Origin of the sequence: Citrobacter sp. H12-3-2 (genome assembly GCF_009649895.1) — a bacterium.
Classification (GTDB): domain Bacteria; phylum Pseudomonadota; class Gammaproteobacteria; order Enterobacterales; family Enterobacteriaceae; genus Citrobacter; species Citrobacter portucalensis.
The window spans coordinates 783,816-810,112 of the sequence record NZ_CP045837.1; the positions used below are offsets into that span (position 1 = coordinate 783,816).

General features: G+C 52.0%; 22 protein-coding genes and 1 tRNA gene. 9 read left to right on the forward strand and 14 right to left on the reverse strand.

What is annotated here, in order from left to right:
• Positions 1–3 precede the first annotated feature (3 nt).
• From icmH to tssB, 9 genes are all read right to left on the reverse strand, one after another.
• Positions 4–762, reverse strand: a complete 759-nt coding sequence (gene icmH / locus GHC22_RS03785; RefSeq protein WP_153752268.1) for a type IVB secretion system protein IcmH/DotU — start codon at positions 760–762, stop codon at positions 4–6.
• 4 nt (positions 763–766) lie between these two features.
• Positions 767–2,098: a type VI secretion system baseplate subunit TssK gene (tssK, locus tag GHC22_RS03790; RefSeq protein WP_153752270.1), complete on the reverse strand. Its 1,332-nt coding sequence runs from the start codon at positions 2,096–2,098 to the stop codon at positions 767–769.
• 2 nt (positions 2,099–2,100) lie between these two features.
• The gene (tssJ, locus tag GHC22_RS03795) at positions 2,101–2,634 is read right to left on the reverse strand and encodes a type VI secretion system lipoprotein TssJ (protein ID WP_032944963.1); all 534 of its coding nucleotides are present in this window, start codon (positions 2,632–2,634) and stop codon (positions 2,101–2,103) included.
• Positions 2,631–3,920 (reverse strand): type VI secretion system-associated FHA domain protein TagH, encoded by a 1,290-nt coding sequence (gene tagH / locus GHC22_RS03800; RefSeq protein WP_048236751.1) that lies wholly within the window; start codon positions 3,918–3,920, stop codon positions 2,631–2,633. Before tagH ends, tssJ begins: the two co-directional genes overlap by 4 nt.
• A gap of 24 nt (positions 3,921–3,944) precedes the next feature.
• Positions 3,945–5,033 (reverse strand): type VI secretion system baseplate subunit TssG, encoded by a 1,089-nt coding sequence (gene tssG / locus GHC22_RS03805; RefSeq protein ID WP_032944960.1) that lies wholly within the window; start codon positions 5,031–5,033, stop codon positions 3,945–3,947.
• The gene (gene tssF, locus GHC22_RS03810) at positions 4,997–6,850 is read right to left on the reverse strand and encodes a type VI secretion system baseplate subunit TssF (RefSeq protein ID WP_153752272.1); all 1,854 of its coding nucleotides are present in this window, start codon (positions 6,848–6,850) and stop codon (positions 4,997–4,999) included. Before tssF ends, tssG begins: the two co-directional genes overlap by 37 nt.
• 4 nt (positions 6,851–6,854) lie before the next feature.
• Positions 6,855–7,271: a type VI secretion system baseplate subunit TssE gene (tssE, locus tag GHC22_RS03815; RefSeq protein WP_125362913.1), complete on the reverse strand. Its 417-nt coding sequence runs from the start codon at positions 7,269–7,271 to the stop codon at positions 6,855–6,857.
• Entirely contained in the window at positions 7,268–8,740 is a 1,473-nt protein-coding gene (gene tssC / locus GHC22_RS03820; protein WP_032944954.1) for a type VI secretion system contractile sheath large subunit, read from the reverse strand. The genes tssE and tssC overlap by 4 nt, the downstream gene beginning before the upstream one ends.
• Positions 8,741–9,030: 290 nt before the next feature.
• The gene (gene tssB / locus GHC22_RS03825) at positions 9,031–9,534 is read right to left on the reverse strand and encodes a type VI secretion system contractile sheath small subunit (RefSeq protein WP_032944951.1); all 504 of its coding nucleotides are present in this window, start codon (positions 9,532–9,534) and stop codon (positions 9,031–9,033) included.
• A 628-nt stretch (positions 9,535–10,162) separates the two neighbouring features.
• Here tssB and GHC22_RS03830 point away from each other — a divergent pair.
• The 8 genes from GHC22_RS03830 (at position 10,163) to GHC22_RS03865 (ending at position 19,330) form a co-directional block, all read left to right on the forward strand.
• Complete coding sequence (locus GHC22_RS03830) at positions 10,163–10,681, forward strand: Hcp family type VI secretion system effector (RefSeq protein WP_032944948.1); 519 nt, start codon at positions 10,163–10,165, stop codon at positions 10,679–10,681.
• A 223-nt stretch (positions 10,682–10,904) separates the two neighbouring features.
• The gene (locus tag GHC22_RS03835; RefSeq protein ID WP_153752273.1) at positions 10,905–12,887 is read left to right on the forward strand and encodes a type VI secretion system tip protein VgrG; all 1,983 of its coding nucleotides are present in this window, start codon (positions 10,905–10,907) and stop codon (positions 12,885–12,887) included.
• On the forward strand, positions 12,884–13,312 hold the full coding sequence (locus GHC22_RS03840) for a DcrB-related protein (protein WP_153752275.1): 429 nt from the start codon (positions 12,884–12,886) through the stop codon (positions 13,310–13,312). The genes GHC22_RS03835 and GHC22_RS03840 overlap by 4 nt, the downstream gene beginning before the upstream one ends.
• A 23-nt stretch (positions 13,313–13,335) precedes the next feature.
• The gene (locus tag GHC22_RS03845; RefSeq protein ID WP_153752277.1) at positions 13,336–16,023 is read left to right on the forward strand and encodes a DUF6531 domain-containing protein; all 2,688 of its coding nucleotides are present in this window, start codon (positions 13,336–13,338) and stop codon (positions 16,021–16,023) included.
• A 32-nt stretch (positions 16,024–16,055) separates the two neighbouring features.
• A complete protein-coding gene (locus GHC22_RS03850) occupies positions 16,056–17,720 on the forward strand; it encodes an RHS repeat-associated core domain-containing protein (protein ID WP_153752279.1) in 1,665 nt (554 codons plus the stop codon).
• 9 nt (positions 17,721–17,729) lie between these two features.
• Positions 17,730–18,137, forward strand: a complete 408-nt coding sequence (locus GHC22_RS03855; protein WP_048215566.1) for a hypothetical protein — start codon at positions 17,730–17,732, stop codon at positions 18,135–18,137.
• 328 nt (positions 18,138–18,465) lie between these two features.
• On the forward strand, positions 18,466–18,831 hold the full coding sequence (locus GHC22_RS03860) for a hypothetical protein (protein WP_228553230.1): 366 nt from the start codon (positions 18,466–18,468) through the stop codon (positions 18,829–18,831).
• The gene (locus GHC22_RS03865) at positions 18,824–19,330 is read left to right on the forward strand and encodes a hypothetical protein (protein ID WP_153752281.1); all 507 of its coding nucleotides are present in this window, start codon (positions 18,824–18,826) and stop codon (positions 19,328–19,330) included. Before GHC22_RS03860 ends, GHC22_RS03865 begins: the two co-directional genes overlap by 8 nt.
• Before the next feature lie 65 nt (positions 19,331–19,395).
• Here GHC22_RS03865 and GHC22_RS03870 read toward each other — a convergent pair whose 3' ends face one another.
• The 4 genes from GHC22_RS03870 to GHC22_RS03885 all read right to left on the reverse strand — a co-directional run bounded on the left by GHC22_RS03870 (position 19,396) and on the right by GHC22_RS03885 (position 22,259).
• Entirely contained in the window at positions 19,396–19,653 is a 258-nt protein-coding gene (locus GHC22_RS03870; protein WP_048215568.1) for a SymE family type I addiction module toxin, read from the reverse strand.
• A 302-nt stretch (positions 19,654–19,955) separates the two neighbouring features.
• On the reverse strand, positions 19,956–20,738 hold the full coding sequence (locus GHC22_RS03875) for a hypothetical protein (protein WP_153753955.1): 783 nt from the start codon (positions 20,736–20,738) through the stop codon (positions 19,956–19,958).
• A gap of 632 nt (positions 20,739–21,370) precedes the next feature.
• Positions 21,371–21,446, reverse strand: a tRNA-Phe gene (locus GHC22_RS03880).
• A 105-nt stretch (positions 21,447–21,551) separates the two neighbouring features.
• Positions 21,552–22,259, reverse strand: a complete 708-nt coding sequence (locus tag GHC22_RS03885; RefSeq protein WP_153752282.1) for a DUF554 domain-containing protein — start codon at positions 22,257–22,259, stop codon at positions 21,552–21,554.
• 468 nt (positions 22,260–22,727) lie between these two features.
• Between GHC22_RS03885 and GHC22_RS03890 the strand changes: the two genes are divergently transcribed.
• Entirely contained in the window at positions 22,728–24,863 is a 2,136-nt protein-coding gene (locus tag GHC22_RS03890; RefSeq protein ID WP_153752283.1) for an ornithine decarboxylase, read from the forward strand.
• Between the two features lie 52 nt (positions 24,864–24,915).
• Here the strand turns inward: GHC22_RS03890 and GHC22_RS03895 are convergent, their stop codons facing one another.
• Positions 24,916–26,172, reverse strand: a complete 1,257-nt coding sequence (locus GHC22_RS03895) for a nucleoside permease (protein ID WP_071445575.1) — start codon at positions 26,170–26,172, stop codon at positions 24,916–24,918.
• Positions 26,173–26,297 lie beyond the last annotated feature (125 nt).

Sequence of the window (26,297 nt, forward strand, 5' to 3'; positions counted from 1 at the left end):
TCCTTACCTGGCGAGCAGCCGGTTTAACTGGTGAAGAATGTCCTGCGTCTGGCCGTCCAGGCGCAGCAGATAGAACAGATAAAACAGCGCCAGCACGATGATACCGCCGGACAGAACATGGCGGATGGTCAGTCGTTTAATGAGTTGGTAGCGTCCGCCATGGGCTTTTTTATCCTGGTGCAGCAGTGGAAAGGGCGCATCGCCGCGCAGTTTATGCAGGACGTGATACAGGCGGTGGTATATCTGCTCAAACTCCCCCTGATCCTGAGGCGCGACTTTATAGCGCCCGCGAAAGCCCAGTGAAAAGCAGATATACAAAAACTCCAGCAGATCCTGGTAGCGTTTTGGCTCGCGCATCAGGCGTTCCAGCAGAATAAAGACCTTTTCACCACCCCAGGCTTCATTGTGGAAATGCACCAGTAACGACTGTTTGATCCACTCGTTCTTATTGGACCAGCCGTTACCCAGTGCCGCTTCATCTATAAAAGTACAGAGGATGTAACGAAACGAGATAATCACACCTGGCTCATAGCCCTGTTCCTGGAGTAGCTGCTCCATTGCCTGCACATCCGTCACCACCTGAGTGAACAGGTGTTCAGGCATGGCATGGCTGTTCATCCCCGCAACACGCATTACCATCCCCAGTAGCGGTGTGGCGGCGTCGATCATCGGGTTCAGGCTGTTGCCGCGCAGCGTAAGCTGGTACTGACGGAGGCCTTCGCTTTCGTATTCGGGTAAAGGGGGCAGTGATAGCGCATCCATCGTCTTATCCTCTTATAGCCCACAGTTGCATGTTCAGATCCGGAAACGAACCGGATACATGCAGGGCGACGGCACCGGTAGCCGCCACATCCGCCCAGGCTGGACCGCTCTTGTCCAGTTCGAAATAGCTGAAACCGGCATGGTACGGAAGCTGGCGGGGGGCCACCATCAGCGTATGCAGCGGGATACCGGGGATTTGCACACTGACCATATTGCGAATTTTTTCCGGCGAGGAAATTTTTGACTGCTGGATAAACTGGCGCTGGAGTTGCTGTGTCTCCATTTTCGCCGCCACCGCCAGCACGAAGGTGGCTGACTGCAATAGCGCTGAGTCATGTATGTCAGCCTGCCAGATGCCATCGCGCAGATGCAGCGGCAGGTTAACCGCCCTGGGCGACAGGACGGTATGCAGTGCCCGCTTCACTTCCGGCAACAGTGTTTTGAAGGTTTCTGTCAGGTTGCGGTGATCGTAGACATCCAGCGGGCAGGGCAGGCGGGACGATTCGGTAAATGTCATGAGTTCACCTAGCAGTCCGGCCAGATCGAGATAAAACATTTCCGGATGAAGCTGTGATCTGCGGGCGCGATGGGTGAACCGGGTTTGGTTACGGTTGAGCAGTTGCAGCATCATAAATTCCGCCACGTCCGCAATACCGCTTTGCGCCGGAGAGCCAATACGATTAGCCAGGTCATTAGCCCGGCCGCCAACCGCTTCCTGTACCTCGCGCAAAATTTCACGCAGCCGCGTGCTAACGTAAATGTTCTGGCAGGTGGGGATAAAGCTGTCATCCAGTATCAGGGCGCCGTCAGCGTGCCTGTCTTTGATACGGCACAGTGGTAGCGTGACATATGCGCTCATATCATCAGCCCCGCTCATAATACGAGGCGTTAACTGTCCCAGTGTCAGTGCCCGCGCATCACCATTCTCTGAATGCAGATCCCGGACATCGGCATCGTGCAGTCGGTAACGTCCGATCTGCTGTCCGTAGCTGACTTCGCCTCTCACGTCACTGGCAACGGGTAAGGCCAGATAGATATTACGGCTCTCTTCTTCAGGAAAGCTGTTCGGATGCAGCGGAGCGGGCAGCGAATCCTGGTCCGGAATGGAGAACACCGTGCCGTCCGGCAGGGTACCGGACGCACTGTCGAGCATAATTTTGCCCTGTGCCAGCGACTCATTATTAAGCGAAAGCTCGGTAAATCCCCAGGACAGATCATTAATGGTCCGGAAACGCAGATTATTCACATAATCGTTATATCGTTGCTGCTGCTGGAGGTGGTGCGGACGCATCAGTGTCCCTTCCCGCCACATCACTTTGTTTCGCGTGGTTGCCATCGTTAATCATCCTCTTTTTTCATTTCAATACTGCTCTGTCGGATATGTACCAGCAGGCGGTAGTGGTGTCCTGTCCCTGCCACCGGTTCGATTTGCTTCCATTGCGTGGTCTGGTCGTCGGAGAAATAGGCAATCACGCCGATAAACTGTGTTTTCTCATCCAGCTTCACCGGTTGCAGGGTTTTTATGGTGTCGGGCAGCAGGCTGAAATCCTGATGATCGATATAGTTTTTCCCCAGTGCATCCGGTAACGGCGTACTTGCGAGCTGGTCATAATCCGCAGCCTGTAATTTCGAATCATCACTCAGGTAAACCAGTTGTACGTCCACCGCCGCAGCTTCACCGTCCGCATTGATGTTGGCATCCGGCTCCGTCAGCAACGTAATCGTCACCAGTGACGACTGGTCAGCCAGTTTTCCGACCTGAATATCTGGGTTTTTAATGACCTGGCCGATTTTTTTTGCTGTTTCACAACCACACAAGGCGATGGTTAACAACGCCACCAATACCCAGGCGAGGAAACCACGCCCTGTCATGCTTCCGGCTCCCGCTGTTTTTCACGAAGTACCCGGTCAAAGATCTGGGCATACACTTCGTTAAAAAGCATCTCAAAGCCCTGCTGGCGGCTGGAGGCCAGTTCGTCGTAGTAATCGCAGTACATCTGCCAGGCTCCGGCATCATCCAGCGGATTGCGTAGTTCATGGCTGCGGCGATACTGCACAAAACGGCGCATCAGGCTCTGCGGCGAGAAGGCGTCCAGCAGCACGCGCAGCGATTCCACAATGGCCGCGTGGTTGGCTTCTTCGTGATGGCGGATATTGCGCAGGCTCTCGCTGACGGCGGCAGGTGCGGCGAGATGAACCGGGCTTTTTCCTTCGGCAAACAGCACGTCCAGAGCGGTGGCGTAGTCCATATTCAGGCGCAACGGATTATCTTCCAGCGGGCGCAGATGTTTGTCAGATAGGCTGTTGCGGTGCTGCTGTAGCTCAAGCAGCCCTTTAATCGCCGCCTGCAGTGTCCTCCCGGCTTCTTCCAGAAAATCATCGGCATCTTTCGTGTTATGCACAGTAAGCGATCCTCCTAACCCTCGCAGTAACGGGGTTACAGCGAGATGGCGCTGTGCCGCCTCTGCCGGTGAAATTGCGTCATCATCGCTGTCCTGCGGATAGGCATACATTGATGGCAGATCCATAAACGGTGTGTTGATCCCGCCATGTGTGACCGGATCGGACAACGGAGCGGATGGACGTACAGGCGTGATTGCCGCAAGAGGATTGTCCCTTGTGGTCAGACTTTCGGTCCGCAGCGCCTGCAATGGGTCGGTGGAAAAGCCATTCACAACGGTATCGGCAAGCTGGTGGCGGGACGGCATTCCCGGATATTCCGGTGCGCTGTCAGTGGACAGCAACGTGTCTGACAAAGTGTCGTGGTTAGAAACAATGGTTTCAGGGGTAGCCATCTCTTCGTCGTAATGCCGCATCCCGCCCTGATTCAGATAAACCCGGAGTATCAGATGCCCCGTCTGGATCTCATCGCCCTGGCGTAACTGCACCAGATCCGAGGCTACCGTGACTTTGGCCTGATTCAGCCATAGTGGTGCGGTCAGCTGATGCAGGCAGAATGCGCCATCATGCAGACTGATGCTGAACGCTTTCGCCGGAACATCCTGATGCCTGCCCTGAACCGGCCAGTGGCACTCACTGCTGTGGCCCACATCCCCGCTCTGTGTGAACAGACACCGTGCCGCGCGCCCGCTTTCCAGTTCGCTGCCGTTGACGACATGCAGTGAAAGCGTTTGTTGTCGCGTTTTTTCTTCCGCCATATCATGCTCCATGATGGTTATATTTTACTCCCTGACCCTGATGGTGACTGAGGGATGTTCTCCCGGTTCGCCGAGAAATGACGTCCAGCCCAGTAGTGCGCTCTTGTTATCGCCCAGCCGCATGGTGCCCACCTGCTCCGGTGCCAGTCCCAGGTGCAAATCCCAGGCAAGTTGATCGCGCAGGACGAAGGAGACAAACATCGCCAGCGGCAGAAAGCTTTCTCCTGATGGCAGGAACGAGAGAAACCGCTTACGACTCAGGTTGTTAATGCTTAACTGAAATTTACCGCTGAGGTCGGGAACACTCGTCCCGAGAACAAAACTGCCCAGCACCGATCGACCGGCCAGTTTTTCGCCATTTTTAATCGTGTAACATCCGAGACTGTTTTGCTGATCCGGCTCTATTTCCACCATCCGTCGCTGCCAGTTTTGCAGTGTCACGTCTGATAAATTTAAATCGAAACAGTGCGCGACCAGCGAGCAGACGATCTCTGGCGAGCGTCCCGGATTCGCCAGTATTCCGGCATAGGCCAGCATTTTGCTGTGATTAACTGGTAGCCTTTCGCGAAGTTGCCGGTGGCCAAGCCCGACCAGGGAATACATCCGTTGCGAGAACACATCCACGCCACCGTTACGGAAAGAGACGTGGTAGCGATACTTACGCCAGGTATGCCAGACGAACTGTGTCAGGCGGTGGCTGAACATATCCAGAAAATCACCAACCGGACTTTGCTCATGTGCGGATTTCCAGGCCAGGTGATCAAGGTAATAACCTGGCAGGGGAGACTGGCTGCCCTGTAACCCCATAAAGGTGGTGGTCATCCGGAACTGCCCGGAGGTCTCCTGCTCTAGCGCGCTGACATCACTTACCGGAAAACCCAGGCTGGCATCAGCCCGGAAATGAATAGTCTCCTGTGACGGAGGGGTATCCAGCGATAATTCCGGTGTTTCTCCCCCCTCTGATGCCAGCCGGTGCAGCAGTTCTGAGAGAGCGAAAAAATTACAGGCGCAGGCTTCCTGAAGAAAACTCTCCCGTAATGCGTTTTGTTCATCCTGTACCGGAGCATCGTCCGGGGTCAGATGAGCGGGTGTTGCCCGGTTCTTTCCGCCCATTTCCATGACTCCTGGCTTTCCGTGTTAACAACGGTCAGCATGTGGAATGAATTGACGCTGGCATACAGCGACAGAAAGTGCGACAAAACTGCACCCAGAAGGTACATCTCTCCTTCACAGACAAACGGTCCCGGATGGATATACAGAGTTGACGCCAGACCACGCACCGGTATCCCGGTAAACAGGCGATCAACGGGTCTGGTGTCCAGCCGTTCAATGGCATCCAGCTTTTGCTGTGACAGGCGAGCCATCTGTGGATGATGAATGGCGTGGCGGTCAAAATTGGCTATGACCTGTTTGAGCGCATCAGCATCCAGCAGTGAGAGATAATTCAGGTTCATGGCGGACAACAGGGACCAGTGCAGGCTGCCGTCTATAACCGGCCAGAGTGGCGGCGTGGGTCGGGTGATATTGCGAAACGATGCCACTGACGCGTTTTTACCTGTTGTACCTGTTATGTCGCCAGGCAGGATCTGTATCGGCAACTCACGGTTGGTGCAGGTCAGCGATACTGAGACCACTTCATTATTAAGCAGCGAGGCATCCGGGTGGCCGCCATCAGCGTGAATAAAAGCAAGGCTATGATCAAAGCCCCGCTGAAACAGCGAGGTCTTTGTCCGGTGCTGCCAGTAGACAACTTCCCGCTTGCGACTGTATTCCATCTGATGACTGAAACTTTCAAATGCAGGCCACTGACGCACAGAAGGTGTTGTAATGGGTTGTCCAAACTCTTTTTTTCTGAATATACCCTGCGTCTGGCTCACCACACTGTTAACCGAAAAAATGTCGTAATGATCCGGATAGTGGCGGCTGGGTATCAGTGGATAATCTGCCCGCTGGTGATCCAGCGTAATCGCTTCGGCATGATGGAAAAAAAGATTAATGGCGGGCGCACAATATAAACGCAGGGAGTCGCAGTGTAACTGGATATCCACGGGTAAAGGGCGCGAAAAACGCAGCCGCAGGGTGAAACGATTCTCCTTCAATCTGTCAAGTAGCGCCGGAATGCCACAGACATCGAAAAAGAGAAAACTGTCGGTGTAGCAGAAAAATTCCTGGAGAATGCGGTAGCCGCTGTGGACATTACCGGGCCAGGGCAGCATGGCATCTTCTGGTTCAAACCCCACAGCTTTCAGCATAAATTCGGGCATCGGGATCGGCTGCTCGCCCGTAAGCAACTCTGCGCCCTGTAAATATTCGCAAAACCACAAATACAGCTGGTAGCGGGTATAGTTATCATCGTTGCCCAGCCAGAAGCGCAGCTTGTTTAGATCCAGAGTGGTGAAATCTGTACCAGGTGCGATGGCAAATGTAATATCAATAATGCCATGGCGGGGCGTACTGCGATCCTCTACCTGATCCAGTTGAACGGGCAGCAGCCAGATATCCCGGCAAAGAGTGAACGTACAGGGCGGGGCTACATCGTGTTCATAGCCGGAATACGCAGACAATACCTGGTTTCCCTGAGTCTCTTTCGAACCGGTTCTGAACTGTTCGTTGCGGGGGATGCATACCGGCACGGAGGTTTTGTCCATATCCGGGCTGTATTCAATCAGCGTCATCGACGGCACCGGGCGCAGATAATTGGGCCACAGCATTTTGATCAAGCCGTGTGTCAGCTCAGGAAACTCATCCTCAATTTTCTGGCGCAGATTGCCGGTCAGAAATGCCACGCCTTCCAGTAGACGCTCGATATCCGGATCGGCTCCTTTTTCAGCCAGAAACCGGGCCAGATGCGGCTTTTCGGTTGCCAGTTGTTTACTTAACTGGCGAAGGTAATTCAGTTCCTGCCTGTAATAACGCTCTTCGAATTCCATTTTACTACTCCACCCGATAATGCTGACTGCCGTCCGGTGCCATATCAAACTCAAGCACATCGTCGATGTCGTTAAATGTCACCCAGGCGGTGATATGGAATGTTATTTCCTGTGGGCTGGCCATAAGGGGAAGCACCGCCCGAACCTCAGAATGTGAGATTCGGGGTTCATAACGCTCAATGCACTGCACGATAGCCTGGCTCATGGCGCTGCGATAATTATCTGCTCCTTCCGGCTCTTCGATGCCGAGCTCCGGGGTGCCCCGACAACTGCCGGAGCGGGTATTCAGGATATTTCGCAGGCTGTGGCGAATGGACTGTCTGAATGCCTCTATATTGCTGTCCCCCCGCCAGTTTCTGGCAGGAGGGTTTTCCAGACGCTCAAACAGCGATCCGGCAGGTCTCTCGTGCTCCGGTATCACTTGTCTAACCGTCCGACTAAAGACAGTTCAAACGACGCACCCATATATTTAAAATGGGGTCTTGCGGAAATTGCCACCTGATACCAGCCTGGTTCGCCGTCCACGTCCAGAACCTCAACTTTAGCGCCACGCAGGGGCTTACGGCTGCGGACGTCAGTGGGCGGATTCTCCTGGTCAGCGACATACTGGCGGACCCAAATATTGAGTTCTCGCTCAAGGTCACTTCTCTCTTTCCACGACCCGAGCTGCTCGCGTTGCAAAACTTTAATGTAGTGTGCGAGGCGGTTGATAATGAACAGGTACGGTAGTTGTGTACCCAGCTTGTAGTTGGTTTCGGCATCTTTGCCCGGAAAATGCTTGGGTTTCTGAACCGAATTGGCGGAGAAAAAGGCGGCGTTATCGCTGCCCTTGCGCATGGTCAGCGTGATGAACCCCTCTTCGGCCAGTTCGAACTCACGGCGGTCGGTGATCAACACCTCTGTTGGGATCTTGGCCTGAATCTGTCCCATTGATTCATATAAATGTACCGGAAGATCTTTTACCGCGCCGCCGCTCTGCGGCCCAATAATATTCGGCGCCCATCTATATTTTGCGAACGAGTCGGCCACATTACTGGCTAGCATCCAGGCGGTATTGCCCCAAAGATAATGCTCGTGGCTGTGGCTGACATCTTCGGCGTAGTTGAAACTTCTGATGGGGTTTTCGGTGGCTGAATAGGGCTGGCGGAGCAGAAAACGCGGTGCGGTCAGCCCCAGGTAGCGAGAGTCTTCGGAATCACGCAGGGCGCGCCATTTTGTGTAAGCAGGGCTTTCAAAGATGGCATAAAGATCTTTGATATTGGGCAGCTCAGTCCATGAATTGAGTCCCATAAATTCCGGAGATATGGAAGAAAGGAACGGCGCATGGGCCATAGCGCCGACGGCGCTGACATAGTTCAGCAGTTTCATGTCTGGCGTGGTATTTTTGAACTCATATGCGCCTAATACCGCCGCGATGGGTTCACCACCAAACTGACCAAATCCGCTGGAATAAACATGCTTGTAGAAGCCTGACTGGGTAATCTCTGGCGCGAACTCGAAATCGTCCAGCAGTTCTTCTTTGGTGACATGCAGGATATTAACCTTAATATTCTCGCGAAAATCAACGCGGTCCACCAGGGCTTTCATTGAACGCCAGAATGACTCCAGTTGCTGAAACTGAGGGGCGTGAATAATAGCATCCATCTGGCGGCTGATTCGGGCGTCAATATCCGCAATCATACTGTCCACGGCCAGTTTATTTACGGGTTCTGCTGGTGAGCTGGATTGCAGAAGGCTGGCAACAAAAGCCGTTACGCCCTGTCGGGCAATATCATAACCGTCAGCACCGGGCTGGATACGGGTTTGTGCCATGATTTCATCAAGCAACGACGGGGCATGGCTTCCCTGTTCAGCGCGGGTGGAAACAAGTTCCTCTTCCTTTAACGACATACTGAAAATCCTTGTGTTGATCTGTATTTCTGGAGTCAGGTTTCACGGTCAGTGGAACACCTTCCGCCAGTGTGGCTTCATCTGCTGATACCCGTTGATATGGATGATTTCATCCATCAAACATCCGAGCCTCTGGTCAGGCGCCGCGATCAATACATCCAGTGTTTCTGTGTTGATATCGCCTGTCTGAGTGATACATAACCGGCTCACTGTCTGCGTTATTGCGTCATCGGTTCTGGTGGTATCTTTCCGCAAGCCCATACCAGGATAATCTCCCTGAAAAACAGAGATTACTGGTTTTCTGCCTGGCTGATCTCCCGCAGTAACTGTTCGCGGGATTCTTCATTTTCCAGCAATGCCTGAAGCTGGGCGCGAAATGCAGGCAAATTACCCAGCGGCCCTTTTAATGCTGTCAGCGCTTCGCGTAGTTCCAGCAATTTGTTCAACTCCGGCACTTGTTTTGCCACACTGTCCGGAGAAAAATCGTTCAGGGATTTGATTTCCAGCGAGACATTCATCTCATCGTCATCTTTTGCGTCGTCCTTCAATGCTGCCGGAACTGCAAAATTCAGGCTAATGGAAGCTTCTGCCATCACTGAATTGAATGAATGCTTGTCGATAGAAACCATCTGGCGTTCATCAAGTGGTGCTGTTTCTTGTGAGTTTCCGGTATCTCCCACTATCAACATATTGAGGGGTAATTCCACCTCAGAAGGCTCGCCGTCAGTTTTTGGAACGTAAGAAATATTAATGCGTTCTTTGGGGGCCACACTGCCGTTATAATCTTTGCTCATAGAGATCATCCATCAGGTTATGTTATGTTTTCTGCATCTCCGTACAGACCATGAAATACCGTGCAATAAAAAACAACTGGCAATCATTATTACGCGAAGAAAATTTTTTGAGAAGCACTTTTTCTAAATGAAATACAGGAGTATCCTTCTGTTGTGGTTATTGTTCAGGTTGTATTGGTTTCGTTAAGAATAAATTAAAAGAAATTTTAGTGATTTTTATTTTTATTTAATTGCATGATTTATATGTGGTTTTTGTTTGGTTTTATATGTATTTAATATATTTTTCATGAATCAATATACCGCAATTATCTTTATGTGACGGGTTGGTTGGTGAATGGTTTTTACCGATTGGAGTAATGGAACAATGATGAATATAATATTTATTCATGAATATGATATTGTCATTATTTTATAGAAATGAATGTTGATATATCACAATAATGGATGTGTGAATATTTAATTCAGTCATCAGGAATATGCTTTTTAGCCTCTGGGTTTACGGTTTAATCTGCCATGTCAAGAGAGTTTAAACTACAGAGTTTTTTATGTGTTAAGCATGTTTTTATCTGCCGGATATCTTTTGGCAGATGTATGTAAGTGTCGTTAATCGTTAACAAGGAGTTTATGAATGCCAACACCGTGTTACATCTCAATTACGGGGCAAACCCAGGGGAATATTACCGCTGGTGCATTTACCGCAGATTCTGTCGGCAATATCTACGTGCAGGGGCACGAGGATGAAATGCTGGTACAGGAATTCCAGCACAACGTGACTGTACCCACCGATCCGCAGTCCGGGCAGCCGAGTGGTCAGCGTTCGCACAAGCCGTTCATTTTTACTGTAGCGCTGAACAAAGCCGTACCACTGCTGTACAACGCGCTGGCCTCCGGCGAAATGCTGCCGAAAACTGAACTGCACTGGTGGCGTACCTCTGTTGAAGGCAAACAGGAGCACTATTTCACCACCCGCCTGACGGACTCGACGATTGTGGATATGAAGTTGCATATGCCGCACTGCCAGGACCCGGCGAAGCGCGAGTTCACGCAATTGCTCGAAGTCTCACTGGCCTACCGCAAAATCGAGTGGGAGCACGTCAAGTCCGGCACCTCTGGTGCTGATGACTGGCGCGCGCCGCTGGAAGCGTAAGGCTGAATCCACAGCACCCCACCCTTACGGGCAGGGTGCTGTTTTTGTTGGGGATCGTAAACAAAAAAGCAGTGTCAGTAAGGGGTTACGTTTTTTACGGGAGATGGCGGACGCCGGAAACTTCGGCGGTAGCGTGCCTGAATAATGCAAGCGTAACACTGTACTGTCATTCGCCGCAGTCCGGCTGGTGGTTTCTTTTCCCTGTTAATTCAGGAGATTATTCATGTCAACAGGATTACGTTTCACACTGGAGGTGGACGGCCTGCCACCGGATGCGCTGGCCGTGGCGTCCTTTCACCTGGAGCAGTCCCTTTCCTCGTTGTTCACCCTCAATATTTCGCTGGTCAGCCAGCAGCTTCTCAGCATTGATTTCTCTCAGGTACTGGAAAAAACAGCCCATCTTAAAATCTGGCAGGGCACGGAGATACAGCGCCGGGTGAACGGTATTGTGACCTGGTTTGAGCAGGGGGAAAACGACGGACATCAGATGCTGTACAGCATGATTGTCCGGCCACCGGTGTGGCGTGCAGCCCTGCGGCAGAACTCCCGTATTTTTCAGAATGAGGACATTAAAAGCATTCTGGGGACGATATTGCAGGAAAACGGGGTGACGGACTGGAGTCCGCTGTTCAGTGAGGCGCATCCGGCACGGGAATTCTGCGTGCAGTACGGTGAAACGGATTATGACTTTCTGGCGCGGATGGCGGCGGAGGAAGGACTGTTCTTCTACGAAGAGCACTCGCCTGACAGCGACGACCAGAGTCTGGTGCTGTGTGACACGGTGCGCTTTCTGCCGGAGGCGTTTGACATCCCGTGGAACCCGAATACCCGGACCGAAGTGAGCACGCCGTGCATCAGCCAGTTCCGCCACAGCGCACAGATACGCCCCTCTTCTGTCATTGGCAAGGACTACACCTTTAAACGCCCCGGCTGGGCGGGCCGCTTTGAGCAGCAGGGGCAGAACCAGGATTATCAGCGTACACAGTATGAAGTGTTTGATTATCCGGGGCGCTTCAAGGACGGCCACGGACAGAACTTCGCCCGCTGGCAGGTGGAGGGCTGGCGCAATAATGCCGAAGAGGCGCAGGGAAAAAGCCGCTCGCCGGCAATATGGCCAGGACGGCGCATTCAGCTGACGGAGCATCCGCAGGCGGGCCTGAACCGGGAATGGCAGGTGGTGAGCAGCGATTTGCAGGGGAAACAACCGCAGGCGGTGGCGGGGCGTTCCGGTTCAGGGACCACCCTTGAGAATGATTTTACGGTGATACCGGCGGACAGGACGTGGCGACCCCGGCCAATGGAAAAGCCGTCAGTGGACGGCCCGCAGTCAGCTACTGTTACCGGCCCTGAGGGGGAGGAAATCTTCTGTGACGAACATGGCCGGGTGCGGGTGAAGTTTAACTGGGACCGGTATAACCCGGCGAACCAGGACAGCTCGTGCTGGATACGGGTGGTGCAGGCGTGGGCGGGACCGGGGTTCGGCAACCTGGCGATACCGCGGGTGGGACAGGAGGTGATAGTGGACTTCCTGAACGGGGACCCTGACCAGCCAATCATCATGGGGCGGACGTACCATGCGGATAACCCGCCGCCGGGCGGTCTGCCGGGGACGAAGACGCAGATGACCATCCGCTCGAAAACCTATAAAGGTAGCGGGTATAACGAGCTGATGTTCGAGGATAAAACAGGTCAGGAACTGTTGTCGATGCATGCGCAGAAGGACATGAAGACGACGGTACTCAACGATCAGGGTACGGCGATCATTCGTAACCAGAGTCTGGTAGTGGGCAATAACCGGCTGAAAGTCGTGACCGCCAACGAAGATGTCAAAATTGACGGGCACCAGCTGCTCAATATTCGGCAGTTTCAGGAAGTGAATGTCAAAACCGATGTGACCTGTTTTAACGGCGGCGACAGGATAATGCAAAGCGCGGGAAATGTGGTCATCGGCTCAGGTTCCATGATCCGGCTGGAATGTGGGGAGAGTGCACTGGAGTTGCATGCCGGGGGCGTGATTAACCTTAAGGGCAAGGCGTTTAACATCGTGGCTGAGGGTAACAGTCTCATTACGACAGGCACAGCTATGCTGGGCCTGAATCCGGAAGAGCCTGCCCCGGCTATTGGCGTTGTCGGTGACAGCCATAAAAAAGACTTAACCAGCATTATACAGGGATTATTCCCCGAAGAGACGGGGGACGGAAAATGAACGCCATTTACCGCATGAATGAAGGACATCTGGCGCTGAGCGGAGAAGACTGGCTTGACTGCACGATGCAGGTTATCCGCAATACCCGCACCCACACCTCACTGGTGATCACCCGCGCAGTTATTGCCGGGGACAGGTCGTTTGATGACGAACTGGCATTCCAGTGGGCACAGGTGGCTGCACAGATCGATAACTATCAACAGACGCCACCCGTCACATTAACGTTGCCTTTATTGCCTGACTGTCCTGCCCGGGAAACGACGGCTACATATCTTCGTGAACCTTATTTTTGTTGCCAGCGCCAGCTGGCCGTACTGATGCCAGAACGGTGGCTGCTGATGCTGACCTGCACCGCACTGAATACCTTTAGCGAAGAGGACGAACGGTTCTGGCTGCAGGTTAAAAATACGCTGGACAGGGACTGAGATCAGACAGAGGACGTTTTGCCATGAGCAATCCGAACGCCGCCCGTCTGGGCGACGACATCATTCATACCAGTATTCTGGCCGATATACTGGGGGGAGCTTTTGAAGCGGCTATTTGCGTTGCTGTTGGGGTCGTCGTGGTTGCTGCTGCAGCCCCTCTTGCCGCCGCGGCGGCAACTGCTGCAGGCGTGTCAGCTGCGACGGTTGCGGCCGCGTCAGCCGCCGCAACAACCTGTACAGCCGCGGGCATTGTCGGAGGGCTGACCGTTTCGTTATCGGGCGCTGCTGAGGTTGTCGGCGATATTGCTCAGGGCGCGGCAAACTTTATCTCCCCCCCGTCACCGCAGGGGAAAATTGCGACAGGCTCTTTAAATGTGCAGACCAATGGTCTGCCTGCCGCCAGAGCTGCGGGGCGTCTGATGACCGCCGCCGAAAATGCCACGCGGGAAAAAATGGAGGCGGAAGAGAAGAAACGGCGGGAAGAAGAGGACGCCCGGATGTCCACAGGGATGAAAGTGCTGAACGGGGTGTCTGCACTGTTCAGCTATGGCAGCGAACTGCTGGGAGAGTTGATTAACCCTGTCGTGGCCGGGCCGTCAGGCGGAGTGGTGGAAGCTGAGCACGATGTGGTGCTATGCGAAAAACACCCACCGAATCCCATACAGTTTATGGCCGAAGGCTCTTCTCAGGTCAGTATCAATGGTCTGCCTGCTGTCCGCACCGGAGACCGGACAACCTGCGGCGGCACCGTTTCTACGGTGGTCTCTCCCAACGTCATCATCGGGGGGAAACCGGTTGTGGTTCGCCCTATTCATAGCGGCAAATCACCCGGCGTGGAAACCGCGCTGCTCGCGCTTTCCGTCCTGACGTGCCGCCCCACTAAGCTACTGAAACAGCTTCCCTGCATGATAATGGGGATGGCGGCGGCAATGCTTGCCAGTAAGATTGGCGAATCTGTGCGGGCACTGTGGAATCCGGTACATGCCGCGACGGGCGCGAAGGTTCTGAGCGGGGAAGAGGACTGTGATTTTGAGCTCCCGGCCCGTTTCCCTCTCATCTGGCAGCGCATCTACAACAGCCGTAACCCGCATGAAGGGCTCTTTGGTCGCGGCTGGCGCACCGCATTTGAAACCCGCGTGGTCAGGGAGGAGGAATACACCTGCTTCCATGATGAAGGGGGACGCGAACTCCGTTTTGTCTGTCCCCCGCCGGGTGAGGCAGGATTCAGTCCCGATGAAGGACTGTTATTTGCGCAGAGCGAACAGGGCATGGTGGTGATTGGTGATCTGGACGGCGCCACCTGGCGGCTCTATCTTCCGCACCCGTCAGCGCCCTCGCAACTGCGCCTGCACCTGCTGTCGGATAATTATGGCAATGGCTTGCGGCTCCATTATGACGAACAGGATCGCCTGCAGGCGATTACCGATACCCAGGAAAGCCTGCGGGTGGTGCTGCATTATCAGGACTTACACTCCCCGCAGCGTCCGACCCGGATCACTGAGCACATGCTCACCCCGGCCCCCCCCGGTGGCGAGCCGGTTCATCGGCTACTGATGTCCTACGACTACACCCCGCAGGGGGAACTGTGCCGTGTGACCGATGCGGATGATGTCTGCCTGCGTGAATTTGATTACACCCCGGATGCCCTGATGGCAGGGCACCGGATGCCCGGCGGGGCCCGTCACCGCTATCAGTGGAAAAAGTTCAGCGACGGCTGGCGGGTGGTGGCCTATGAGTCCAGCGGAGGCGACAGCGCCACGATTGGTTATGACCTGACACAGGGCGTGACCACCGTCACCCATGGCGGTGGCGAAACGCACCGGCATGAATGGGATCATCGCTATCTGGTGGAGAAGTACACCGATGAATCCGGGCAGGTATGGGGCTATGAGTGGAACGAGGACGGGCAGCTTTCGCGTACCGTCGACCCGTTGGGTGCCAGCAGAGCATATCACTATGATAATGCGGGAAACATGATTCTGGAGACCGACCCGCTGGGCCGGGCCGTTTGTACACGCTGGCTTGAAGACCGGGCGCTGCCTGTTCAGGCCAGCGGGCCGGAGGGAAGCGTACACCAGTATTTTTATGATGCGAACTTTGGTCTGCGTGCAGAAATCAATGCACTCGGGCTGTGCTGTTATTACCGTCGTGATGAATGGGGCCAGGTCGTCGAATTCACAGATGAAAAGGGCGGCGTACAACGCTTTAGCTGTAATGAGCGTGGGCAGCTTATCAGCGTTCAGGACTGTTCCGGGAAAACAACGCAGTACCGGTACGATGCGGCTTACCGGCTGGCCGAAGAGGTGGATGCGGCCGGGGAGAGTACCCGCTATGTTTACAGCCCGGCAGGCAGGCTAAGAACGGTTTCCGGTGCCGAGGACTGGACGGCCAGCCTGTCCTGGACGGCACAGGGGCTGCCGGAAAGCTACCGGGTGGGACACAATAATCCGGTGCGCTGGCAGTATGATGCCTGTGGTCGGGTGAGCGTGGTGACTGACCCGCTGGGCCATACCGTGCGGCGTGAATATGACGCGCGCAACCGGCTGACGCGTTTGTATAACGAAAGTGGTGAGCTGTACCGGTTTATCCACGGCATAAATGGGCATCTGACGGAAGAGCGGGGTCTGGATGGTGTTATCACCCGCTACGAATACGATGTCTGTGACCGGGTGGTCAGTAAAACCTGGCGGCCGGCACGCCGGATGCGCTGACGCACCGCTGGCAGTATAACGCAGCCGGGGAAGTGACCGATAAGCAAACGCCGGACGGGCACACGGTCTACCGGTACACGACGGGAGGGACTCTGCAGGCGGCGCTGTTTTATCCGCCGGGAGCAGAGAGTCCTGCACAGCGCGTGCTGCTGGAGCATGACCGGCTCGGCCGGCTGACGGCGGAGGAGAACGACTCTGGCCGGGTGAGCTACAGCCTGGATGAACTGGGTAACCGGACATCCGTTCAGCTGCCGGATGGTCGCAGCCTGAAGACGCTGTATTACGGCAGCGGTCATGCGCTGAGTATCAGCCTGGATGAGCGGCTGATTACGGAATTTACCCGTGACAACCTGCACCGGGAAATTAGTCGAACGCAGGGCGGCCTGACGACACGTACGCGTTATGATCGACTGGGGCGGCAGGCGCGCCGGGAAATCTACCGCAAAGAGAACGGGATGCGGCCGGTGGAGGCGTGGCACTGGCAGTACGACAGCCGTCACAACCTGCTGAGTGAAACGCAAATCAGCGACTACCGCTATCAGGGCTACCATTACGATGACGGTGACCACGTCTGTCGCCACGACACCAGTTTTCGTGGGGTGACGCATCATACGTACGATGCGGCAGGTAACCTGCTGACTGCCCCGCAGGCAGGGCAGTCGCTGACACATAACCGGCAGACGCAGTGCGGTAATGGTGCGTGCAGGTATGATGTTTACGGCCGGATGGTGCAGAAACCGGGCCCGGGTGGCCTGTGGCGCTACGGTTATGACAGTGAACACCGGATGACGGAAGCGGTGCTGGACACGCCGGACGTAACCGGGGCCGGAAATACGCGACACCGGGTGATTTTTACCTACGACCCGTTTGGGCGACGAACAGAAAAGCGCAGCGAGGTGACGGTATCTGCGCCGGATGACGGGCGTGTCACCGGGGCGCAGGAGGTGACAACCTTTGTGTGGGAAGGGTTCCGGCTACTGGCGGAGACCCGCAACGGACAGTCGCTGGTGTACGTGTACGAAGGGGCGGGGAGTTACACGCCGCTGGCGAGGATTTACGGCACCGGCGACAAACAGCGTGTGGACTACTACCGCTGCAGCCATAACGGTATGCCGCAGGCGCTGACGGATGAGGACGGGAAACTGCACTGGCGTCAGGATGTGGATACGTGGGGAGAAACGCGGTCGGAATACGCGGATGAAGAGGGAAGCAGGTGGCGGAAGATATGGGGTGGTGCGCCGGAAGAGAACCTGCGGTTCGCGGGTCAGTATCTGGACAGGGAAACGGGGCTTCACTACAATACGTTCAGGTATTATGCGCCGGATATGGGGCGGTTTATTACGCCGGACCCGATAGGGCTACGTGGGGGAATAAACAACTACGCGTATGTACCTAATCCGCTGATGTGGATTGATCCTCTTGGATTAAGTGGTTGGCAAATAGATGGCGATAAGACTACAGCTATTTTGCAAGGTGGTCCTTTTAAAGAGAAATATTATAAAGATGGAAGAACAGGTTTGTGGTGGTCTAAAGACACTACCGGGCACGGTGGGTCTGCGTACAAAGTATATAGAGAAACATCAACCACTCTAGAATGGATTGCAGATGCTGATGAAAATGGTCAGTTTATGCCTGATAAACATAAAGGGAATACGGGGCGAAGTATCCCTAAAAAAGGTTGTAAAGGAATAAAGTGAGTTAATGACATGATAAAAAATAGCGCAGAATTTGTCTCATTGAGAAATAGTGATATTCCTGATGAGTATAACCGAGCGGCCACAGAAGAGGCTCCTCTTGATGTATGGATGGATCTTATTGAAAATCATCATGATATGAAAGTATGGGTTGCAAGAAACAAATCCATACCAAAAGAAATAATTAATATTTTGTCAAGAGATATAAATCCTATTGTTAGGGATGCTATATCATCGAAATATCCTTTGGATTTTGATATTTATTTGCTGTTATCAAAAGATCCCGATGATGGGATTAGAGTTAGATTAACTTATAATAAAAAATTACCAACATCTATTTTAAAAGAAATGGCTGACAATGATCCTAGTGAATTTGTGAGGAAAGAAGCACGACTGAAATACAAACAGCGAATTAAATAATGATAAACATTTAAATTTTTTGAATGAACACATCATGTGATTTTATTTTCATTTCTGAAATTTACCAAATCAAAAACTGGTTAAGAAATTACCCCTTCCCAGTTTATGAGTAAATTTATCTATGTATGACGACAGACGATGGCACTATGACATTGCAACTTTGATAATTTATATACGAAGTTGACGGTACGATCAGCAAGACGCATAGATTGCGCATCCTGACCCGATAGGGCTGGCGGGTGGTATCAACCTCTATAGTTACGTTCCTAATCCGCTGACATGGATAGATCCTTTAGGGTTAATGCCGTGGGCGTGGGATCCTAATGGAATGGGACACCATTTAATCCCACGCAACAAGGCCAATAGCATCGGTCTGACCGAGCTTGGTACTATGAGAAATACGCCAACATTCTTTCCTGATCCTTATAATTCTGGAATGCATGAAGAATTGCACAGAGCTATTAAAGGTGACATAGGCAAAATTCAAGGGCCGTGGACAGGAACAGCGGATGATTTATTTACTGCTACTAGTCGCAATTTAGATTCTGTCTCTCATATAAGAGGTGATTTAAGAATTCCTTCGACGGGTGAGGTCTTAGCCAGAAATGTAACTCCTAAAGAAGCTCATTCAAAATTATTGGAATGGTACAATAATAAACAAGCGGGTAAGACCTCAGGAGGTAAGTGTGGTTAAAACAATAAAAGTCGATGTTGATTTTAATGGAATAATTATCTTCGATTATCCGGGGATACTAGTACCTTTTGGTGGGAAAATAGAAAATGGGGACAATATTCTCCAGGGATTTACTACCACAGATAAAGGGGATCTTGTTCTTGATGAAGGTATTGCTTTACCTATCATGGGCATTGATGATGGAAGCTATGTTGTTCGGTTATTTTTAAATGAACTCCCTGATAATGAAAATAGGAAAGTTATATTTAGTGATAAATATTTTTACCTTAATGTGACAGGTGATTTATATATTGCCGATATGTCGGTCTTTTGGGAGTGGGAAGATTATACCGGTTGGCATAATGCTGATATTCCTAAAGGAATATATAAAGTCAGCCTAGAAGGGATTCATTTAGAAAAGGATGGTGATACTGTTTATTGCTATGATTTGATTTTAGAAAAAACAAGCAAACTTGGTATAAGAGAAATTGAACCACGTTCAGATTCCAGACTTTATTAAACAAAAAACCGGGAAGGTTATAAAATCTTCCCGGCTTTCTTATTATTTAACCCTCGTTCAGTCCACTAAACCAGCACATCCTTAATCCCCTTAACCACCTGTTTAGCCTGATAAAGTTGTTCGCGCAGCTCCTGCACCTCGTTATTATCCGCCATCAGCACAATACATCCGTCTGAAATCTTCACCGTCACGCCGCGCCCGGTCTCAAATCCCGCCTCTTCGAGCCAGTCGCCCTTAAGGTGCAGGCTGGGACTGCGAGTATATCCGGTGGGGATTTTGGTTTTGCGGTTGGTACGGGAGATGCCGACATAACCGACTTTCATGCGCGCCGTGTTCTGGATGAGTTTATGTGTTTAACTATATGATTTAATAGTAAAATAAATGGTGTTCCGATGGCTTAAATGATCAAGGTGTGGCGGTGGCGTATGGACTACGACGCAATGAGCTTGGTGATTTACATATAAAGCTAACGTTACGATTCATACTCCAGTGAGATTCTCTGTCCTGATCCGATAGGGCTGGCGGGGGGAGTAATCTTGCCCTGCTGCTCCAGCCCGCCAGGGGCAGCAGGTACGTCGGATTCGCTGACGCGCCGCTACAAGTCAATAATGGTAGCCAGGACGGATTACTGGTAACGGTTCACCAGGTCTTTAACCATTGATGCATAGGTTTTTTGCTTAAGCTGCGAAAATTGCCTTTCAGCAGTTGCTTCTGCAGCATTTTTTTTCCCTGGCAGTGGTAGTAGCATTTTATCTTCATAATTGACCGGCGACCAGGTAGCCCATTCACCAGTTGCCACGTCCACTAGAGTGAAACGCACCAGATAACGTAGTGATGTATTGTCGGTTAGTTTTTCATTTTTATAATCTGACCAGAGCATGTTTTTTGTCGCAGCGTCATATTTGCCTGACTGCAATGTATCCTGATAAACGATGATTGCTTTCTGATGACCTTTCGCGGCGACATAACGCAGAGCCTGCATCCAGTTCATGTTTTCTACAACAGCAATATCCTGGCTCTCGTCTTTATTTTTATCTTTATTACAAGTCACGGTCTTTTGCCTGTCCGGGATACCGGAGAAGGTTGCGACGGTATAATATCGACTCATTTCCTGCTGCATGATGGCTTCCGGTGCTCGGCTACCGGACTGTACCAGAATAACAGGCGAACTCAGAGGTACGCGAAATACATTCCCTTCCAGCGCAGCCTGGATGTCCTCTTCGGACACCGCCAGCGTAGTTTCATTGCCAAAAATATCCTTGTCCGTCAGTTTCTGTGCTGAAGCAGTCTTACTTACGCCGTTCTCTGTCCGTGCCCCTGCTTTCTTTGCATCAATAGGAGAGTGTGGCGTGCAGCCAGCTAGCAGAAATACTGCTGTACATAAAAATACTGCTGACCTGGAATTCATATTTGCATCCTCAATGGCGTCAGGTGTTTCCTGCAATTTTTTATCTGAAAACTCAAACTGAATTATACACATGAAATAAAGACCTAAAAAGAGAATTGCTGTTTATTAAAACATTCGGTTAAATAATAATTGATGGTTTTGTATGTATTATTTAAATATATGCAATCCTATTGCAGAGTACAGTTTATCCGTGTGGGGCTGGCTGGCAGTATTATTGGGAGAATTATAACAGTACGAAGAGTTTTTAGGGGGGGGCAATATTCGGGAGTAAAACTATATTATTGCCTTAACACTAATATTGGTTTGTTCTCCTGAATGAATTTAAGCCGGGAATAAATGATGAAAACTCTGGAATATACAACATCAGAGTAAGACAAGAAGCGTCTCCTTCGGATCAGATTTTAAGATTTCGGGTATACAGGTGGGGGGGCGGTGTGTCTCAACGTCCTGGATTCGCCCATGCTCTTGAGTGTTGCCGAGAAAGGTAGATGCCAGCAGCTTACGCGCGACTTCTGCCAATCTAATTTGTGTATAAGAGTAGACGAATTGGAGGTGAGCAGTTGGCAAAGTTCGATGAAGAGTCCGTTTCGCCAAAAGCAAAAAACCCGCCATAGGCGGGTTCTTCTAAATAGTGGTGCCCGGACTCGGAATCGAACCAAGGACACGGGGATTTTCAATCCCCTGCTCTACCGACTGAGCTATCCGGGCAACGAGGCGCATTAAAACCGATTCGCTTCGTTTCGTCAACGAAATTTCTTCAAATCAACGCAGACTGCACAATCTATCACCACATTGTTGCTATCGCACGCATTCTCAGGCAAAAAATGCCGTCCACGCGGCGGAAAGCGGCATTGCCAGCAGAAGGGCAGGAAGCATATTCACAACCGCAAACATTTTGATTCCACAAATACGTAAACCGGTTGCCAACAACAGTAGCCCACCTACGGCGCTGAAATCGGCCATCATGGCTGGTGTCGTCAGGGGCAAAATAAGTGCTGCGCAGGTGGCAAGCGTTAGCTGGATTGCCAGCATTGGTACACAAATTGCCGATACCGCGATACCTAATGAACAGGCAAAAATGATGGCCGTGAAGAAATCAAGAAACGACTTGGCGATTAAAATATTCGGGTCGCCGGTCATCCCTTCATGTATCGCCCCGAAGATCCCGGTACCACTGGCGCAAAATAGCACGATGATGGCCACATAGCTCTGGATGAAGGATTCGTGCGTGGTGTTGGCATCCGACTGGGTGAAAAGCTGCTGCGCTTTGGCAACCGCGGTATTGATCCCTTTTTCCAGATAACAGAACTCGCCAATTAATGCACCGACCAACGTAGCCAGAACCATCACCGGTAGGTTAGCGCACTTGATAACCAGCAAAATACCAATTCCCAAAGAGCACAGTCCGAATATGGAGGTCATGGAGGCACGAATGCGTTCCGGTAAATGCTGACTGAGTAGTGCGCCGAGAACACCACCAAATAAAATAGCGCCAGCATTAATAAAGGGTCCAATTACCACGTTTGCTCCTGCATACCCATTATCGTCTTGATGCTAAAGGCAATTCTCTGGGTAAAATATGTTTTCAGATTGCATTATTATGCCGCGATTGACAGTCGAAATGCTTGTTTATCTGTGAGGTTCGGGCGCGGGATTTTATCTTGCGCCTGAAAGTGAAAGGTGCCATGATTGCGCGAATTTTCTCCTGTCTGAATGGGGCTGCCTGGGATGATATTACTCCCCCTACATCGCATTCAACATCGCCTTTTTGCGCGACGTTTGCCCCTTCCTGCGACTTATCTTTACGCTCCCACCATGCGGTGAGGGCAGCGCACGCTCACTGCAGGATAACAGTAAAATCAGAGGCTATCTGCTTTTACTGATGTCTGGCGGTCGGGGCTGGTAACCAGTTTGACCTGTCATTTCGTGGGCAAAGCAATGTGGCTTTGTCCGGGACTTTTGATTTTCCCGAAACGGGTTATTGCGCTTATGAAATCAATGAAAATTGCCGCCAGTGGAGAACTGGTTTCTCGTCTGTCCAGCCATCGTCAGGTGGTGTCGCTGGACAGTACTGATTTTACTGACGTTGCGGCAGTCGTCATTACCGTTGCGGATAGCCGCAGCGGGATCCTTGCTTTGCTGAAACGCACCGGTTTTCATATACCCGTGTTTCTGTTCGCAGAGTCGGATGTTGATCTGCCGATGGGTGTGAATGCGGTCATTCGCGGTCAGGCGCAGGACTGGCTGGAGCTGGAGTCTGCTGCCTGTCAGTATGAAGAAAATTTGCTGCCGCCGTTCTATGACACATTGACTCAGTATGTCGAGATGGGGAACAGCACATTTGCCTGCCCAGGACATCAACACGGTGAGTTCTTTAAAAAGCATCCCGCGGGGCGCCATTTCTACGAGTTCTTTGGCGAGAATCTGTTTCGCGCGGATATGTGCAACGCCGACGTTAAGCTTGGCGATCTGCTGATTCATGAAGGCTCGGCGAAACATGCGCAGAAATTTGCCGCGAAAGTTTTCCACGCGGATAAAACCTACTTTGTGCTGAACGGGACCTCTGCGGCCAATAAAGTAGTAACCAATGCGCTGCTGACGCGCGGCGATCTGGTGCTGTTTGACCGTAATAACCATAAGTCGAACCACCACGGTGCGCTGATCCAGGCGGGTGCGACGCCGGTGTATCTGGAAGCGGCGCGTAATCCGTTTGGCTTTATTGGCGGTATTGACGAGCACTGCTTTGATGAGGAGTATCTGCGCCAGCAACTTCGCGAGGTTGCGCCGCAAAAGGCCGATCAACCGCGCCCGTTCCGTCTGGCGATCATTCAGCTCGGCACCTATGACGGTACGATCTACAATGCCCGGCAGGTGATCGACAAGATCGGTCATCTGTGTGATTACATCCTGTTTGACTCTGCATGGGTCGGCTACGAACAATTTATTCCGATGATGGCCGATGGGTCACCGCTGCTGTTGGATCTCGATGCTAACGATCCGGGGATCTTTGTCACCCAGTCGGTACACAAACAGCAGGCCGGATTCTCGCAAACCTCGCAGATCCACAAAAAGGATAACCATATTCGCGGTCAGGCGCGGTTCTGCCCGCATAAGCGTCTGAATAATGCATTTATGCTGCATGCTTCTACCAGTCCGTTTTACCCGCTGTTTGCAGCGCTGGACATTAACGCCAAAATCCATGAAGGCGAGAGCGGTCGTCGGCTGTGGGCGGAGTGTGTGACGCTGGGCATTGAGGCCCGTAAAGCGATTATTACCCGCTGTAAGATGATTCAGCCGTTTGTTCCCCCGGTAGTTGATGGCAAACCGTGGGAAAGCTATCCGACGCAGGTGATTGCCAGCGAGCGTCGCTTCTTTAGCTTCGAACCAGGTGCTAAATGGCATGGTTTTTCCGGTTACGCGCGCGACCAGTATTTCGTCGATCCTTGCAAACTGCTGTTAACCACTCCGGGCATTGACGCACAAACCGGGCAATATACCGAGTTTGGTATTCCGGCGACGATTCTGGCGCATTACCTGCGTGAAAACGGCATCGTGCCGGAGAAATGCGACCTTAACTCGATTCTGTTCCTGCTGACCCCGGCAGAAAGCGCAGAGAAACTGGCGCAACTGGTGGCGATGCTGGCGCAGTTTGAGCAGCATATTGAAGACGATACGCCGCTGGCAGATGTGCTGCCCACCATCTTCAATAAGTATCCGGTACGCTATCGGGATTACACCCTGCGTGAACTGTGCCAGGAGATGCACTCACTGTACGTCAGCTTTGATGTGAAAGATCTGCAAAAAGCGATGTTCCGTCAGGAAAGTTTACCTGCCGTGGCGATGAACCCACAGGATGCGAACAGCGCTTTTATCCGTGGTGATGTTGAACTGGTGCGGATTAGTGAAGCAGCTGGCCGCATTGCGGCGGAAGGTGCGCTGCCTTATCCTCCGGGCGTGCTGTGCGTGGTACCGGGCGAAGTATGGGGTGGCGCGGTACAGCAATATTTCCTGGCGCTGGAAGAGGGCGTAAACCTGCTGCCAGGCTTCTCGCCGGAGCTGCAAGGTGTTTACAGTGAAACGGATGCAGACGGTATTAAGCGTCTGTATGGATATGTGGTGAAGTAAGTGCAAAAAAAGCGGGTTACCTTTTGGCAACCCGCTTTTCTATACGTAAACGTTAGTGCGCGATAGTCTGGGTGCCTGCTGGAACGCGTACGTGTTTGTATTTAAACAGCGCAACGAAGGCAAAAGCCAGAACCAGCGAGTAACCTGCGAAGATCAACCACACGGTCTGCCAGTCGGTAATACCGTTCAGCGTATAGTGTTCAACGACTTTACCGCTCACCAGTCCGCCCAGAATACAACCGAAACCGTTGGTCATCATCAGGAACATACCCTGTGCGCTGGCGCGGATTTCAGGGCGTACTTCTTTCTCTACGAACACGGAACCAGAGATGTTGAAGAAGTCGAAGGCGCAGCCGTAAACAATCATCGACAGAACCAGCAGCACGGTACCGAACGGCGTTGGATCGCCGTAGGCAAACAGGCCGAAGCGCAGCATCCACGCCACAATACTGATAAGCATCACGTTCTTAATACCGTAACGGCTTAAGAAGAACGGGATGGTCAGGATAAACAGCGTCTCGGAAATCTGTGAAATCGACATCATCACCGATGCGTGTTCCACGATAAAGCTACCGGAGAACAGTGGGTTGTTATCGAAGCTGTGCAGGAAGGTGTTACCAAACATATTGGTAATCTGCAGCTCTGCGCCCAGCATCATTGAGAAGATGAAGAAAATCGCCATACGCTTGTTTTTAAACAGCGCGAAAGCATCCAGACCGAGCATTGATGTCCAGCTCTGGTTTTTCTGCTGATTGGCAACCGGAATATGCGGCAGCGTCAGGGTGAACAGTACCAGTACCAGGGACAATGTCGCACCGATGTACAGCTGCATATGGCTCAGTTCAAAGCCGGAGAAGCTCACGGCCCACATCGCCAGAATAAAGCCGATGGTGCCCCAGATACGAATTGGCGGGAAGTCGGTAACGATATCCATCCCGGCAGATTGCAGGCGATAGTAGGAGATGGTGTTGATTAGCCCCAGTGTTGGCATATAGGCCAGGGAGTTAAGCAAGATCACAAAGAACATGGCCCCTGGCGTGGTGACTTCGGCTGCGGCAAACAGCGTTCCTGCACCGACCAGGTGGCAAAGGGCGTAAACCCACTTAGCACTGATCCATTTATCGGCCACGATCCCTAACAGCGTTGGCATAAGCACGGCGGCGATCCCCAGCGAGCTATACACCGCGCCAATGGATGCACCATCGAATTTAAGGGTGACAAACATATAGGAGCCGAGGGTAGTGAGCCAACTACCCCATAAGCAGAACTGCAGAAACGAGAGAACTTTCAGCTGCAGCTTAAGATTCATGTTAATTTCCTCACACCGTAATGCGGATGAATGTTTTAAAAGGCACATTTGCCGTGGCTATATGATGTGATTCTATCAATGAGATGCACTCTTTTTTTGTTACCTGTGACAAATATTTGCAAACA

Bases quoted from the DNA above. Each gene is read 5' to 3' on its own strand.
- tssB (WP_032944951.1), bottom strand. From the start codon at position 9,534: ATGAGCAAAGATTATAACGGCAGTGTGGCCCCCAAAGAACGCATTAAT.
- GHC22_RS03830 (WP_032944948.1), top strand. From the start codon at position 10,163: ATGCCAACACCGTGTTACATCTCAATTACGGGGCAAACCCAGGGGAAT.
- GHC22_RS03855 (WP_048215566.1), top strand. From the start codon at position 17,730: ATGATAAAAAATAGCGCAGAATTTGTCTCATTGAGAAATAGTGATATT.
- GHC22_RS03860 (WP_228553230.1), top strand. From the start codon at position 18,466: ATGGGACACCATTTAATCCCACGCAACAAGGCCAATAGCATCGGTCTG.
- GHC22_RS03870 (WP_048215568.1), bottom strand. From the start codon at position 19,653: ATGAAAGTCGGTTATGTCGGCATCTCCCGTACCAACCGCAAAACCAAA.
- icmH (WP_153752268.1), bottom strand. From the start codon at position 762: ATGGATGCGCTATCACTGCCCCCTTTACCCGAATACGAAAGCGAAGGC.
- GHC22_RS03895 (WP_071445575.1), bottom strand. From the start codon at position 26,172: ATGAATCTTAAGCTGCAGCTGAAAGTTCTCTCGTTTCTGCAGTTCTGC.
- GHC22_RS03840 (WP_153752275.1), top strand. From the start codon at position 12,884: ATGAACGCCATTTACCGCATGAATGAAGGACATCTGGCGCTGAGCGGA.
- GHC22_RS03845 (WP_153752277.1), top strand. From the start codon at position 13,336: ATGAGCAATCCGAACGCCGCCCGTCTGGGCGACGACATCATTCATACC.
- GHC22_RS03890 (WP_153752283.1), top strand. From the start codon at position 22,728: ATGAAATCAATGAAAATTGCCGCCAGTGGAGAACTGGTTTCTCGTCTG.
- tssG (WP_032944960.1), bottom strand. From the start codon at position 5,033: ATGGGCGGAAAGAACCGGGCAACACCCGCTCATCTGACCCCGGACGAT.
- GHC22_RS03835 (WP_153752273.1), top strand. From the start codon at position 10,905: ATGTCAACAGGATTACGTTTCACACTGGAGGTGGACGGCCTGCCACCG.
- tssK (WP_153752270.1), bottom strand. From the start codon at position 2,098: ATGGCAACCACGCGAAACAAAGTGATGTGGCGGGAAGGGACACTGATG.
- tssF (WP_153752272.1), bottom strand. From the start codon at position 6,850: ATGGAATTCGAAGAGCGTTATTACAGGCAGGAACTGAATTACCTTCGC.
- GHC22_RS03875 (WP_153753955.1), bottom strand. From the start codon at position 20,738: ATGAATTCCAGGTCAGCAGTATTTTTATGTACAGCAGTATTTCTGCTA.
- tssJ (WP_032944963.1), bottom strand. From the start codon at position 2,634: ATGACAGGGCGTGGTTTCCTCGCCTGGGTATTGGTGGCGTTGTTAACC.
- tagH (WP_048236751.1), bottom strand. From the start codon at position 3,920: ATGGCGGAAGAAAAAACGCGACAACAAACGCTTTCACTGCATGTCGTC.
- tssC (WP_032944954.1), bottom strand. From the start codon at position 8,740: ATGTCGTTAAAGGAAGAGGAACTTGTTTCCACCCGCGCTGAACAGGGA.